The sequence below is a fragment of the Neorhizobium vignae genome (genome assembly GCF_000732195.1).
Lineage (GTDB): Bacteria > Pseudomonadota > Alphaproteobacteria > Rhizobiales > Rhizobiaceae > Neorhizobium > Neorhizobium vignae.
Window position 1 is genome coordinate 347,041 of record NZ_JNNU01000004.1, and the last position, 14,419, is coordinate 361,459.

General features: G+C 63.8%; 13 protein-coding genes. 9 read left to right on the forward strand and 4 right to left on the reverse strand.

The genetic code is table 11. The annotated features are described in order from the left end of the window. The first annotated feature begins 25 nt into the window (after positions 1–25). The gene (locus GQ59_RS08650) at positions 26–637 is read left to right on the forward strand and encodes a LysE family translocator (RefSeq protein ID WP_037080034.1); all 612 of its coding nucleotides are present in this window, start codon (positions 26–28) and stop codon (positions 635–637) included. Here the strand turns inward: GQ59_RS08650 and GQ59_RS08655 are convergent. Continuing rightward, the gene (locus GQ59_RS08655) at positions 634–1,245 is read right to left on the reverse strand and encodes an MOSC domain-containing protein (protein WP_037080037.1); all 612 of its coding nucleotides are present in this window, start codon (positions 1,243–1,245) and stop codon (positions 634–636) included. The two genes, GQ59_RS08650 and GQ59_RS08655, sit on opposite strands and share 4 nt — an antisense overlap. 52 nt (positions 1,246–1,297) lie before the next feature. On the opposite strand from GQ59_RS08655, the gene recR reads away from it, so the two are divergent. After that, on the forward strand, positions 1,298–1,903 hold the full coding sequence (recR, locus tag GQ59_RS08660) for a recombination mediator RecR (protein ID WP_037080040.1): 606 nt from the start codon (positions 1,298–1,300) through the stop codon (positions 1,901–1,903). A gap of 216 nt (positions 1,904–2,119) precedes the next feature. After that, complete coding sequence (locus GQ59_RS08665; RefSeq protein ID WP_037080308.1) at positions 2,120–3,388, forward strand: lytic murein transglycosylase; 1,269 nt, start codon at positions 2,120–2,122, stop codon at positions 3,386–3,388. On the opposite strand, the gene GQ59_RS08670 is transcribed toward GQ59_RS08665, so the two are convergent. Together GQ59_RS08670 and GQ59_RS08675 are read right to left on the reverse strand one after the other, a co-directional pair. Then, positions 3,389–3,844 carry a GNAT family N-acetyltransferase gene (locus tag GQ59_RS08670; RefSeq protein ID WP_037080043.1) on the reverse strand — a complete coding sequence of 152 codons (456 nt, stop codon included), beginning with the start codon at positions 3,842–3,844 and terminating at the stop codon, positions 3,389–3,391. Between the two features lie 5 nt (positions 3,845–3,849). Beyond that, positions 3,850–5,481 (reverse strand): MFS transporter, encoded by a 1,632-nt coding sequence (locus GQ59_RS08675; RefSeq protein WP_037080046.1) that lies wholly within the window; start codon positions 5,479–5,481, stop codon positions 3,850–3,852. Between the two features lie 242 nt (positions 5,482–5,723). On the opposite strand from GQ59_RS08675, the gene rimP reads away from it, so the two are divergent. From rimP to infB, 4 genes are all read left to right on the forward strand, one after another. Further along, on the forward strand, positions 5,724–6,314 hold the full coding sequence (rimP, locus tag GQ59_RS08680) for a ribosome maturation factor RimP (RefSeq protein WP_037080049.1): 591 nt from the start codon (positions 5,724–5,726) through the stop codon (positions 6,312–6,314). A gap of 67 nt (positions 6,315–6,381) precedes the next feature. Next, entirely contained in the window at positions 6,382–7,998 is a 1,617-nt protein-coding gene (gene nusA, locus GQ59_RS08685; RefSeq protein WP_037080050.1) for a transcription termination factor NusA, read from the forward strand. Further along, positions 7,995–8,699, forward strand: coding sequence for an RNA-binding protein (locus GQ59_RS08690; RefSeq protein ID WP_037080052.1), 705 nt, complete (start codon positions 7,995–7,997; stop codon positions 8,697–8,699). Before nusA ends, GQ59_RS08690 begins: the two co-directional genes overlap by 4 nt. A gap of 100 nt (positions 8,700–8,799) precedes the next feature. Next, on the forward strand, positions 8,800–11,610 hold the full coding sequence (gene infB / locus GQ59_RS08695; RefSeq protein WP_037080053.1) for a translation initiation factor IF-2: 2,811 nt from the start codon (positions 8,800–8,802) through the stop codon (positions 11,608–11,610). A 164-nt stretch (positions 11,611–11,774) separates the two neighbouring features. On the opposite strand, the gene GQ59_RS08700 is transcribed toward infB, so the two are convergent. Then, positions 11,775–11,978 carry a hypothetical protein gene (locus GQ59_RS08700; RefSeq protein WP_037080055.1) on the reverse strand — a complete coding sequence of 68 codons (204 nt, stop codon included), beginning with the start codon at positions 11,976–11,978 and terminating at the stop codon, positions 11,775–11,777. Between the two features lie 222 nt (positions 11,979–12,200). Between GQ59_RS08700 and kduD the strand changes: the two genes are divergently transcribed. Both kduD and exbB read left to right on the forward strand, forming a co-directional pair. After that, positions 12,201–12,959: a 2-dehydro-3-deoxy-D-gluconate 5-dehydrogenase KduD gene (kduD, locus tag GQ59_RS08705; RefSeq protein ID WP_037080057.1), complete on the forward strand. Its 759-nt coding sequence runs from the start codon at positions 12,201–12,203 to the stop codon at positions 12,957–12,959. A 293-nt stretch (positions 12,960–13,252) separates the two neighbouring features. Then, complete coding sequence (exbB, locus tag GQ59_RS08710) at positions 13,253–14,419, forward strand: tonB-system energizer ExbB (protein ID WP_051903882.1); 1,167 nt, start codon at positions 13,253–13,255, stop codon at positions 14,417–14,419.

Below are 14,419 nucleotides of genomic sequence, written 5' to 3' on the forward strand. Positions count from 1 at the left end.
TGGTCGACGGAATAGGGAGGTTCCGATGACGTTGACGTCACTTCTGGTTTTCGCAGCGGCACTTTTCGTCGCCGCAGGTTCGCCTGGCCCCAGCATAGCTGCGCTCGTGGCGCGCGTTCTGTCCAAGGGTTATCGCGACGTATTGCCGTTTCTCGCGGCGATGTGGGTCGGCGAGGCCATATGGCTTTCGTTTGCGGTGGCAGGCCTTGCCGCCATCGCCGAAAGCTTCCATGCCGTCTTCGTGGCCATCAAGTGGATCGGCGTCGCCTACCTCCTCTATCTCGCATGGAAGATGTGGTTCACAAAGCCTGCCGGTTCCGGAGAAGAGCTCCCGGAAAATCGCTCCGTGCTGAAGATGTTTTTTGCCGGCCTTACCGTGACGCTCGGCAACCCGAAGATCATGATGTTCTATGTGGCGCTGCTGCCTTCGATCATCGATCTCGGCGGCGTGACACTGACCGGCTGGCTGGAACTGGTCGCCGCGATGTTCCTGGTGCTCGTCGTCGTCGACCTTGCCTGGGTGCTGCTCGCCGCCAGGGCCCGTCAGTTCCTGAAGAGCCCCCGGGCCTTGAAGATCGCCAACCGGGTTTCGGCCGGCGCCATGGCGAGTGCCGCGGCGGCGATCGCGGCCCGCTAGGTCTCGAACACCGGCCTCCAGCGGCGACCGATCGGGGCGCCGAGAAAACGGGCTCTTTCAGCCTCCGACAGGTTTTTGCCGACCGCCGCCAGCATTTCCGCGATCGTCACGCGCTCGCCGGCATAAAGTTCGTGGCGGGCGGGCTCGCCGGCAGAAACCGTGCCGGGCTTGATGACCCGGCAATAGATGCCGGGGCGGGCGGCACTCATATAGGTTTTCAGGAATTTCGGATCACCCATCTTCACCGCAAGTGTGTTGCAGGGAGAGCGGGCGCACGTCGCCTCAAGCACGACTTCGCCTATGTGAAAACGGTCACCGACGGCGACATCGCGGTTGTCGAGGCCTTCGACGATCAGGTTCTCGCCGAACGTGCCGGGCGCAAGATCGCGGCCGAGTTCGGCCGCCCACCAGTCCAGTGTCAGCGACCCTTCAAGCAGGATCGCCTGATCCTCGCCGCCGTGGTGTTTGGTGTTGCAGACCGCATCGCCGACGAGGCCGAGGCTGTCGATCATGACGGCGGCATTGACGGCCGACTTGTAGATGCCGGTCTTGAAGCTCTTGCCCGGCAGCTTTTCCGGGCGGCCGAGGCAGATGGCGAGAAGTTTCATGAGCGGTCCTTCCGCGATTCCGTTTTTCAAGCATATGGGCTAAAGGGAGAACATGGCAAAGCGAGTCACCGGCCCCGAAATCGAAAAACTCATCCAGCTTCTGGCAAAGGTCCCGGGCCTCGGGCCCCGTTCGGCACGCCGTGCGGCGCTGCATCTCATCAAGAAGAAGGAACAGCTTCTCGGGCCGCTTTCGAGCGCGATGGGCGAAGCCTATGACAAGGTGAAGATCTGCTCGCGCTGCGGCAATGTCGATACCGTCGACCCCTGCACAGTCTGCACCGATATCCGCCGCGACCAGACGATGCTGATCGTCGTCGAAGACGTCTCCGACCTCTGGGCGCTGGAGCGGACGGGCGCGATGAACACCGCCTATCACGTGCTCGGCGGCACGCTGTCGCCGCTCGACGGCATCGGCCCCGACGACCTCAATATCCGCGGGCTGATCGACCGGGTGAACGAGGGTGTCATCCGCGAGATCATCATCGCCGTCAACGCGACCGTCGAAGGGCAGACCACGGCCCACTATATTACCGACCAGCTTTCGGGGATCGACGTCAAGATCACCCGGCTGGCGCATGGCGTGCCGGTGGGTGGGGAGCTCGATTATCTCGACGAGGGGACGCTGACGGCGGCGCTTCGGGCGCGGACGGCGATTTAGCGTTTGAAGAGGATCACGATGAGCAAGCTCACCCCCCTCTGGCCTGCCGGCCATCTCCCCCTCATAGGGGGAGATCGGCAAGAGGCACGACCTTCGCTTCCTACTGGGAATCCCGCGCCTGCCTCAATCAAGCAACGTATGCTGCGCCTCTTCCAATCGCTTGCTGTGATCTGGGCAAGGCGCCAGCCCCACCCGATCTCCCCCCTTGAGGGGGAGATGCCCGGCAGGACAGAGGGGGGTGTCTCCAGGCGAGCGGCCGCATTGGTTTTCGCCATAGTCACAACCCTCCTCCCCCTCCCCGCGCTCGCGCAGAACCGCCCCGATGTCGAAAAGCAGTTCCAGCGATGGATCGCCGGCGATCTAGGACCGGTGGCGAGGAAAGCTGGGATTTCCGAGAAGACGCTGAAGGCTGCCTTCCAGGGCGTGACGCTCAATTGGGACCTGCCGGACCTCGTGCCGCCGGGGGCCACCCCGCCGAAGCAGCAGGACCAGAGCCAGGCCGAATTTTCCTCTCCCGGCGCCTATTTTTCAGAAAAGCGACTGCAGGGGCTGGCAGAAACCGGTCGCGGGCTTGCCTCAACCTATTCGACGACGCTGAAGAAGATCGAGGCGGCTTATGGCGTGCCGGGTGAGATCCTCGTCGCCATCTGGGGTCGCGAATCCGGTTTCGGCAAGGCACGGCTGCCCTATTCCGCCGTTCAGGTTCTGGCGACCAAGGCCTTCATGTCGACCCGCAAGGACATGTTCCGCGAAGAGCTGATCGCGGCGCTGAAGATGATCGAGCGGGGCGATGTCGATGCGGCGACGATGAAGGGGTCCTGGGCGGGTGCGCTCGGCCAGCCGCAGTTCATGCCGTCGAGCTACCTGAAATATGCCGTCGATTTCGACGGTGACGGCCGTCCCGACATCTGGAACTCGGTGCCGGATTCGCTTGCCTCGATCGCCCACTACCTGCAGAAGGAAGGCTGGCAGCGCGGCCGCGACTGGGGGTTCGAAGTGACGATTCCCGCAAAGGTTTCCTGCGCGCAGGAAGGGCCGGATCTCGCCAAGCCGATCTCGGCCTGGGCGGCAACCGGCATCACCCGCATTTCCGGCAAGGCGTTTCCCGCAGCCGACCTCAAGGCGGACGGCATGATGCTGGTGCCGGCGGGGCGCAACGGGCCGGAATTCGTGGTGACGCCGAATTTCTACGTGATCAAGGAATACAACAATTCCGACCTCTACGCGCTGTTCATCGGCAACCTGGCCGACCGGATCGCCTCGGGCGCAGGACCTTTCCAGGCACCCTGGGGCGATGTCGGCAAGATGCTGCGCTCCGACGTGCTCGCCATGCAGAAGGCACTGGTCGCCAAGGGATACGATGTCGGCAATGTCGACGGCCTGCCCGGCTACAAGACCCGCCGTTCGCTCGGGGACTGGCAGGCGAAGAACGGCATTGCCCCGACCTGCTTCCCCGATCCGTCGCTCAAGGGAAAAATCCGGTAGTCAGAGGCTGCGCTTCAGCCCCTCATGGCTCGCAGTGAAGCCAAGCTTCTCGTAAAAACGGATGGCATCCGGCCGGCCCTTGTCGGACGTGAGCTGCACCAGTTGGCATCCGCGCTCTGAGGCCCTTTCCACCGCCCATTCGATGAACTGCGATCCCAGGCCGGTGCCGCGCTCGCTCGCGGCAACTCGCACGCTCTCGATCTGGCCGCGCCACATGCCGGTGCGCGACAGACCAGGAATGAAGGAAAGCTGCAGGCAGCCGACGATCTTGTCTTCTCGGTCTACGGCAACAGCCAGAAGCTGATTTTGGTCGGCCGCGATCGCCGCGAAGGCCTGTTCGTAGCGTGGATCTATCGGATCGGAAACGACTTCGCGGGACTGGCCCAGCATATCGTCCACTAGCAGGTCGATGATAGCGGGAAGGTCGGAGCGGCAGGCTTTTCGGAAGGGAAACATCGGATCTAGTGGTGCAGGTCGGGCGGCGACTTGTGGAAAATGTCGTCGCTCGGCGGGATTGTCTGACGCTCGATCAACCGGTGGACGCGAGGGCCTTCTTCGCCGCGATGAAGAATGCGGATCGCGTCCCAGACCTCGGCATCCGCCTGGGTGCGGCGCTGGTTGTGGCGCACATAGTCGGCCCAGGTGGCGGTGTGATAGGTCTCCGTCCAGATTTCCGGATGTTCCAGGTCGCGCATCAGCGCCCATTGCCGAGCGCCATCGCGGATGCGAATACGGCGTCGCTGCGACATCAGCGTCAGGAACTCCGGCACGTCCTCGTCGGCGATGGTATAGTCCACCAGGGAGACGATGGGTCCGCTGCGCGGCTGCAGGTCGAGGCTCAGCATCGGCACGTTGAAGCGGTTGAGCGGATCGAGATTGGCATCGCTGAACTGCGGCAGCGGCAGGCGCATGCCGACCAGAGCGCCAAGCAGCATGACCAGGCTCGACAGTGTCAGCGCGATCGAGACGCCGAACGTATCGGACAGGATACCCCACACCCAGCTTCCGCCGGCAATGCCCCCGAACGTCGCCGTCTGATAGAAGGAAAGCGCGCGGGCGACCACCCAGCGCGGCGTCGACAGCTGCACCGTCGTATTGAACAGCGACAAAGCCAGAACCCAGCAGGCGCCAGGCACGAGCAGGACGATCGCGGTCAGCAGCGTGCTTGAACTCATGGCGATGATCGCGGCGCTCGCGGCAAAACCCAGAAAGGACAGGCGGACGATCGACTCGCTCGACAGCTTTTCGCGCAGCCGCGAATTGCCCATGGCGCCGGCGATCGCGCCGACCCCGAAGGCGCCGAGCATGATGCCGTAGGTCAACGGGCCGCCGGAGACCAGGTCGCGGGCGACGATCGGCAGAAGCGCCAGGACAGCACTCGCCGAAAGACCGAAGACAAGGCCGCGGAACAGCACGTTGAGAATGTTCGGCGACATGAGGACATAGCCGAGACCGGCCGAAAGCGCCCGCATAAGCGTCTCGCGCGGCAGCGCATTGTCGCGGCTTTCCGGTTTCCAGCGGATCAAGGCATAGATCAGAGCGAAATAGCTCATCGAATTGGCAGCGAACGCGGCCGCGGCACCCGCAGCCGCGACGATCGCACCGCCGATCGCAGGACCGACGCTGCGAGTGATGTTGAAGCCAACGCTATTGATCGTCACCGCCGCCGGCAGGACCTCGCGAGGCACCATATCACCGACAGAGGCCTGCCAGGCAGGATTGTTGAGCGCCACGCCGCAGCCGAGCAGAAAGGTGAAAGCCAGAAGCAGCCAGGGCGTCAGCAGGTCGAGATAGGCGAAGACCGTCAGGGTGAGCGAGACGGTGAGCATGAAGAACTGCGCCGTCAGCATCAGGGTGCGGCGGTTGACGTTATCGGCAAGCGCGCCCGCGATCAGCGAAAAGAGCATGATCGGCAACGCCGTCGAGGCCTGGACCAGCGCGACCATGTCCTCGGAATCGGTGATCGAGGTCATCATCCACGCCGCACCGACCGCCTGGATCAGGCTGCCGAAATTGGAGGCGAGGCTGGCGATCCAGATCGTTCTGAAGGTTTGGTGCCTGAAGGGAGCCAGGGTCGATATCCGATCGGGCACTTTGTCCTCGTTCTTTTCATGCGTCGTCCCGAACGGTTATAGACCTGGCGGAACCAAATTCCAGTCGCCAAAGCGCCGGAATATGCGACTCTTGCATTCGGGGGGCTGAAAGCGTATATGCACCCCATATTCTTGATCGTCCGATGAAGAGTGGGCCCCACCGGACCCGCTCTTTTTTGTTAGGCGATCACTGTAACCCAGACATTGGGCCCAGCTATGGGGCAATGATTGCCGGAGAGCTTATGCCGCAAACCGAATACGAGCCGCGGCTCATCATCGAGACCGGGCTTGACCTGAGGGTCGCCGAAATCATCGAGCCAGTCCTGACCGCCATGGACTATCGCCTGGTGCGTGTGAGGATGCTGAACCAGAACGGCGCGACGCTGCAGATCATGGCCGAGCGCAACGACGGCACCATGGACGTCGAGGGCTGCGAGGCCGTATCCGTCGCGATTTCGCCGGTCCTGGATGTAGAAGATCCGATCGATCGGGAGTATCATCTGGAAGTGTCCTCGCCGGGCATCGACCGCCCGATGGTCCGCAAGTCGGATTTTACCCGCTGGCTGAACCACCTGGTCAAATGCGAAACGTCGATCATGATCGACAACCGCAAGCGGTTCCGCGGCAGGATCATCGAAAGCGATACGGACGGTTTCACGATCGAGCGGGATCAGGTCGCCTATGGCGAGGAACCGCGGGTGACGATCCCGTTTTCGGCACTGGCCGAGGCAAAGCTCATTCTGACCGACGATCTGATCCGCGACGCGCTTCGGGCCGACAAGCTCGCCAAGGCGCAGGCCGCAAACCAGAACGAAGAAGCAGAAGACGAATAAACCGAACAGAGACTTGTGCCTTTCCCCAGGAAAGGCCTCATCGTTTGACCTACGGAGACCAACGACAATGGCAGTGAGTGCGAACCGGCTTGAACTTCTGCAGATCGCGGATGCAGTGGCGCGCGAAAAGGTCATCGACCGCGAGATCGTGCTGGCTGCGATGGCCGACGCCATCCAGAAGGCTGCCCGCTCCCGCTACGGCTCGGAAACCAATATCCGCGCCGACATCAATTCCAAGACCGGTGAAATCCGCCTCCAGCGCCTGCTGGAAGTCGTCGAGCACGCCGAGGACTACGGCACGCAGATCCCGCTGGCACTGGCGCTCGACCGCAACGTCGATGCCAAGATCGGCGACTTCATCGCCGATCCGCTGCCGCCGATGGATTTCGGCCGCATCGCCGCCCAGTCGGCCAAGCAGGTCATCGTCCAGAAGGTGCGTGAAGCCGAGCGTGATCGCCAGTTCGACGAGTTCAAGGACCGCGTCGGCGAAATCATCAACGGCACCGTCAAGCGCGTCGAATACGGCAACGTCATCGTCGACCTCGGCCGCGGCGAAGGCATCATCCGCCGCGACGAGATGATCCCGCGCGAGAACATGCGTTATGGCGATCGCGTCCGCGCATACGTCTATGATGTCCGTCGCGAACAGCGCGGCCCGCAGATCTTCCTGTCGCGTACCCATCCGCAGTTCATGGTGAAGCTGTTCACCATGGAAGTGCCGGAAATCTACGACGGCATCATCCAGATCAAGTCGGTCGCCCGCGATCCGGGTTCGCGCGCCAAGATCGCCGTGATCTCGAACGACTCGTCGATCGATCCGGTCGGCGCCTGCGTCGGTATGCGTGGTTCGCGCGTCCAGGCCGTCGTCGGCGAATTGCAGGGCGAGAAGATCGACATCATTCCGTGGTCCCAGGATCCGGCGTCGTTCATCGTCAACGCGCTGCAGCCGGCCGAAGTCGCCAAGGTGGTTCTCGACGAGGATGCGGAGCGCATCGAAGTCGTGGTTCCGGACGAGCAGCTGTCGCTTGCCATCGGCCGCCGCGGCCAGAACGTCCGTCTCGCGTCGCAGCTGACCGGCTGGGACATCGACATCATGACGGAAGCTGAAGAGTCCGAGCGCCGCCAGAAGGAATTCAACGAGCGCACCAACCTCTTCATGGAGGCCCTCGACGTCGACGAAATGGTCGGCCAGGTGCTGGCTTCGGAAGGTTTTGCGCAGGTCGAGGAACTGGCTTACGTCGATCTCGACGAAATCTCCTCGATCGACGGTTTCGACGAAGACACCGCAACCGAAATCCAGACCCGCGCCCGCGAATACCTGGAACGGATCGAAGGCGAGATGGACGCCAAGCGCAAGGAGCTCGGCGTCCAAGACGAACTGCGCCAGATCAACGGCCTGAACGGCCAGATGCTCGTCGCGCTCGGCGAAGACGGCATCAAGACGATCGAGGACTTTGCCGGCTGCGCCGCCGACGACCTCGTCGGCTGGAGCGAACGCAAGGACGGCGTGACGAAGAAGTTCGAGGGCCTGTTCTCGAAGTTCGACATTTCCCGCGTCGAAGCCGAGAACATGATCGTCCAGGCCCGCCTGTCGGCAGGCTGGATCACCGAGGAAGATCTCGCAAAGGGTGCCGCCGAGCCGGAAGCTGAAGCGGAGGAGGCGGACGCCGTTGAGCAGGAATGATCCCGCTCGCGAATGAGCCGGACGAGAACGATGACGGACCTGTCGACGATGACCTGGGCGAGATCGTCGTGAACGACCGTACCTGCATTGTCACCCGCGAGGCGGGATCGCCGGAAACGCTGATCCGCTTTGTGGCCGGCCCAAACGGCCAGGTCGTTCCCGACCTGAAGCGTCAGCTTCCAGGCCGTGGCTGCTGGATCAAGGCTGAACGGTCGCTCGTCGACCGGGCGGTCCAGAAAAAGCTTTTCGCCCGGGCCCTCAAGGCCGAGGCGAAGGCGGATGCGGATCTCGGCGCGCTGGTGGATCGCCTGCTCGCCGCCGATCTCGTCGGCATGATGAACATGGCGCGCAAGGCGAGCCAGTTCGTCACCGGTGCGACGAAGGTTGATGCCGCCGTGCGCTCAGGTGCGGCGCTCGCAGTGTTCCATGCGGCCGATGCGGCCGCCGATGGAGTGAGGAAAATCGACCAGGCCCGCAAGGCCTGGAAGCTCGGTTCGAATACCGGGGAAGACATTCCGTCCTTTTCGCTCTTTACGAGCGCGGAATTGGACGAAGTGATGGGCCAGAATGCTTTTATCCATGCTTGCGCGCTTGCAGGGCAGGCGGGTGAGGGTGTAGTGAAGCGCGCAACCATGCTCGAAAGGTACCGCGATGTCGGTCAATCCGGAGCAGATGGCGGCGCTGGCCAGCGAAAACTATGACGCGGTCACCGGCGAATGCCGGCCGCCATTTTGGATGTACGGATTAAACGACGGGTTCTGATGGCTTCCATCCGTTCCTGTCCGAAGGAACAGGAACGGAATGACCGACAACAAAGACGATAAGACACTCGGCGTAAAGAAGACCCTTACACTGAAGCCATCTGGGATGAGCCAGGGTACCGTCCGCCAGGACATGGGTCGCGGCCGCACCAAGGCCGTCGTCGTCGAAACAGTGAAGCGGCGGCCGACCCGGCCGCTGGACGAAAAGCCTGCAATCACGCCTGTAGCCCCGGCGCCCGCGCCGCGGGTGGTAGAGGCCGTTGCGCAGCCGGTCGCTCCCCAGCGTCCGCCGCAGCCGCAGCAACCGGCCGCTCCCGCGCCGCGTGTCCACCAGCCGGGCTCGCAGAACGCACGGCCGCAGCAGAACCAGCGCCCGCCGCAATCCAATCAGCCGCAACGCCCGCAGCAGCCCAACCAGCCGCAGCGTCCGCAGCAATCAAGCCAGCCGCAGCGTCCACAGCAGCGTCAGGGCGGCGCCGTCCTGCACGATCTTTCCGCCGGCGAGATGGAAGCCCGTCGCCGCGCTCTGATGGAAGCGCAGGCGCGTGAGGTCATCGAGGCCAAGCAGCGCGCCGAAGACGAGGCACGACGCCAGGTCGAGGAAGAACGCCGCAAGATCGAGGAAGCCGCCGAGGCTGCCCGCCGCGCCGCCGAACCCAAGGTCGAGCCGGTCGAGGCCCCGGCCCCGGCTGAGGGGCCTGCACCCGCGGTTGCCGAAAAGCCGGCCGAGCGCGCCGCTGGAGCCCCTGCCGGCCGTCCCGGAGAAGCACGTCCCCAGGCTCCCCGGCCTGCAGCTCCCGGCGCCGCACCTGCGGCACTGCCGGTTGCCGGCCGCCGCAAGGGCGCTGACGAAGAAGACGAAGATCGCGGCCCGCCGCGCGGCGCGCCCGGCCGAGGCCGTGTCCCCGTCGCTGCTCCCGCCAAGGTTCCGGCTCGCCCGAAGACCGAAGACGAACGCCGCCGCGGCAAGCTGACGGTGACCACGGTCAGCACGGACGACGACGGCAATGCCCGTGGCCGTTCGATGGCCGCGACCCGCCGCCGGCAGGAGAAGTTCCGCCGCAGCCAGATGCAGGAAACGCGCGAAAAGGTCATGCGCGAAGTCATCCTGCCGGAAACCATCACCATCCAGGAACTGTCGCAGCGCATGTCCGAACGCGCCGTCGACGTCATCAAGTACCTGATGAAGGAAGGCCAGATGATGAAGCCGGGCGACGTCATCGACGCCGACCTCGCCGAAATCATCGCCGGCGAATTCGGCCATACCGTCAAGCGCGTCTCCGAATCCGACGTCGAGGAAGGCATCTTCAACGTTGCCGACGACGAAGGCGAAATGGTTTCTCGCCCGCCGGTCGTCACCATCATGGGTCACGTCGACCACGGCAAGACCTCGCTGCTCGACGCCATCCGCCATGCCAACGTTGTCTCCGGCGAAGCCGGCGGCATCACCCAGCATATCGGCGCCTATCAGGTGGAGCACAACGGCCAGAAGATCACCTTCATCGACACCCCCGGCCACGCCGCCTTCACGGCCATGCGTGCCCGTGGTGCTCAGGCGACGGATATCGCAATCCTGGTGGTCGCAGCCGACGACAGCGTGATGCCGCAGACGATCGAATCCATCGCCCATGCCAAGGCAGCGGGTGTTCCGATCATCGTGGCGATCAACAAGATCGACAAGCACGAAGCCAACCCGGACAAGGTTCGCCAGCAGCTTCTGCAGCACGAAGTGTTCGTGGAATCGCTCGGCGGTGAAGTGCTCGACGTCGAAGTGTCGGCCAAGAACAAGGTCAATCTCGACAAGCTGCTCGAGGCCATCCTGCTGCAGGCCGAAATCCTCGACCTCAAGGCCGATCCGAGCCGGACGGCCGAAGGCATCGTCATCGAAGCCCAGCTCGACCGTGGCCGCGGCGCGGTTGCGACCGTGCTCGTCCAGAAGGGCACGCTGAAGCCCGGCCAGATCATCGTCGCCGGCGACCAGTGGGGCCGCGTTCGCGCGCTCGTCAACGACAAGGGCGACCATGTGAAGGAAGCCGGTCCTGCCATGCCGGTCGAGGTGCTCGGCCTTTCCGCCACCCCGGCCGCCGGCGACAGGTTCGCCGTGGTCGAGAGCGAAAGCCGTGCCCGCGAGATTTCCGAATACCGCCAGCGGCTTGCCCGCGACAAGGCGGCTGCCCGCCAGTCCGGACAGCGCGGTTCGCTCGAACAGATGATGAGCCAGCTCCAGAATACCGGCTTGAAGGAATTCCCGCTGGTCATCAAGGGTGACGTGCAGGGTTCGATCGAAGCGATCATCGGCGCACTGGACAAGCTCGGCACCGACGAGGTCCGTGCCCGCATCGTTCATTCGGGTGCCGGCGGCATCACCGAATCGGATATCTCGCTTGCCGAGGCATCCAATGCGGCGATCATCGGCTTCAATGTCCGCGCCAACCCGCAGGCACGAACCGCGGCTGAACGCGAAGGTCTCGAAATCCGCTACTACAACATCATCTACGATCTGGTGGATGACGTGAAGCAAGCGATGTCGGGCCTCCTGTCTCCGGAACGTCGCGAAACCTTCATCGGCAATGCCGAGATCCTGGAAGTGTTCAACATCACCAAGGTCGGCAAGGTCGCCGGTTGCCGTGTCGTCGAGGGCAAGGTCGAGCGTGGAGCGGGCGTCCGCCTTATCCGCGACAACGTCGTTGTCCACGAAGGCAAGCTCAAGACGCTCAAGCGCTTCAAGGACGAAGTCAGCGAAGTGCCGATGGGCCAGGAATGCGGCATGGCGTTCGAGAATTACGAAGACATGCGCGCGGGCGACGTCATCGAATGCTTCCGCGTGGAGCATATCACGCGCACGCTGTGACGACAGGCGAACTGCCCGAACAATTACAGGAGCCGTCCGTGACATTCGCGGACGGCTCCTGGTCGTTTTGAGTATGTGATTTCCGACGCTGAACTCGCGGACATCGATCTTGTCGTGCAATACCATTTCGAGAGGCGGCAAAAGCTGATGGGATTGCTGGGGTTTTACAATGCCCTGGCAAAGAGGTTCAGGCAGGCCGGCCCATCTCCGCTCATGGTTGGCGCGAAATTCGCTCCATCAGGGCGGAATTCGGACCCGCTATCGTCCGGGCACGGGGCGACGGCCTGCTGATCGAACTGGATACGAAACGGCTCAGGAAGCTGATGCCGCTGGGCAACTAGCTGGTTCTTTTCTACGACGGCAGGCATCTGCTTTTGTCCCGGCGGATTTTCCCCGACGACGCAACGGCTGAACGTTATATCAGCTTTGTTCGTAGCCTGATACGCCGCCGGTAGCGCGCCGGAGATTCAACGCTTTTACCCGCTTTCGGCATCGACCTGCGGCGTGGCAAAAATTTTCAGCTTCTACCGGAGAGCTCGCGACGGTAAGCATCTACCCTATCCGCATTTTCAGTTTCCGAGGAGGACAGCATGCCGATTTCATTCGACCTGACGGGTAAGACGGCGATCGTTACCGGCGCCAATACGGGCCTCGGCCAGGCGATATCCGTGGCGCTGGCGCAGGCCGGCGCGGATGTGGCACTGGTCGGACGCTCCTCCATGGCCGAAACGGAAGCAGCGGTCAGCGCGGCGGGCGGCCGCAGCCTTTCGATCCAGGCGGATCTTTCGTCGCTCGAACCAGTCGATCGGATCATCAGCGAAACGGTCGCCTGGACCGGGCGTGCCGATATCCTCGTCAACAATGCCGGGATCATCCGCCGGGCCGATGCGATCGACTTCACCGAGGCCGACTGGGATGCGGTGATGGACGTGAACCTGAAGACCGTGTTCTTCCTTTCCCAGGCGTTTGCACGCCGGCTGATCACCGAAGGCAAGAGCGGCAAGATCGTCAACATCGCCTCGCTGCTCTCCTTCCAGGGCGGCATCCGCATCCCTTCCTATACTGCCTCGAAAAGCGGCCTCGCCGGCCTGACCCGGCTGCTCGCCTGCGAATGGGCGGCCAAGGGCATCAACGTCAATGCCATCGCACCCGGCTATTTCTCGACCAACAATACTGAGGCGCTGCGCGACGATCCGGACCGTAACGCGGCGATCCTCAGCCGTATTCCTGCCGGACACTGGGGTCAGCCGGAAGAGCTCGGGGGAGCCGCCGTATTCCTTGCCTCGCCGGCATCCGACTATGTGCATGGTGTCGTGCTGCCGGTCGATGGCGGCTGGCTGGCGCGCTGAGCGCGTCCAACTGCTTGATTCTCCGGGTAACGGAACGCTCATGTCATCCGCAAACGGGGCAATTGCCCCGATGCGCGTGAATTTGATCGGCATCCCGCAGATTTATAGTTGCCATTTCTACTCATGTTTATTATCCGGTAGCTGCAACATCGGGAACCCGGCGGCAGTCGCCGGCGGCGTTCCGGTGTCCCGTTTCCGTCATTGTCGACCAGTGCCCCCGGGGCGCCGTCCGCGATGCCGAATAGTCCGGAGTATCGCCTGCCATGCCTGCTGCCCTGAAGCCCGCCTTTTCGATGCGCCAGCCAATCAGGAGCCGGTTCCCGATCGTTCTCGCGGCCGTGGCACTGACGGCTTCGGCGGTGATGGCGCAGGCGCCTGCACCGGATGCGTCGATCCAAGCACCGCCCTCGCCACAGGCGGCCTCACCTTCCGGTGCGCAGCCAACCCAGGCGCTCCCCGCTCCTGCCGCGCAGGCAGCGCCGACAACCTCCCGCACGGCGCCGAACGAGCCGGCGGCCTTGCAGACCGCGGCACCGCCCGCCGCGCAGCCGACCAATCCCGCTGCCCCGCAGCCGGAAGCCTCCGCGTCGCAACCCACCGTTCCGACGGGAGCACCGGCGAGCAACAACGCCCAGCCCGCGTCGGCAAGCCCGGCCCAGGCGCCAGCCCAGGCACCGGCGGCGCGCCAGCCGATCGACATGTTCACCCAGTTCCTGGAGCCTGAGCAGCGTTCGGACCTGCCGCATAACCTTTCGCCCTGGGGAATGTTCATGGCGGCCGACTTGGTCGTCAAAGGCGTGATGATCGGGCTCGCGTTTGCCTCGCTGGTTACCTGGACGGTCTGGCTCGCGAAGACGCTGGAGCTTGCAGGCGCCCGCGCCCGCGCCGCCCGCACGCTGAAGATCATCCGCACCTCCCGCACGCTTTCGGAAGCCGTCGGCGGCGCCGGTGGCCGCGGCGGTCCCGCCGCGCTGATGCTGCGGTCCGCGGCCGAAGAAATGCAGCTTTCAGAAGCCGCACTCGACCATGCCCATGGCGACGGCGTGAAGGAACGGGTCGGCTCGGCGCTTTCCCGCATCGAGGCCTATGCCGGCCGACGCATGTCGCGCGGCACCGGCGTGCTTGCGACGATCGGTTCGACGGCGCCGTTCGTCGGCCTGTTCGGCACGGTCTGGGGTATCATGAACGCCTTCATCGGCATTTCGGAATCGCAGACCACCAACCTCGCCGTCGTTGCGCCCGGCATCGCGGAAGCGCTGCTTGCGACCGCGATCGGCCTCGTTGCGGCCATTCCGGCGGTTGTCATCTACAACGTCTTCGCCCGTTCGATCACCGGTTATCGCCAACTGCTGGCGGATGCCGCGTCGGGTGTGGAGCGACTGGTGAGCCGCGACCTCGATTTCCGCAAGGTTCCTCCGGGCAGCCGCAAGGCGCCGGTCTCGCTGGTGGCAGGAGGCTGA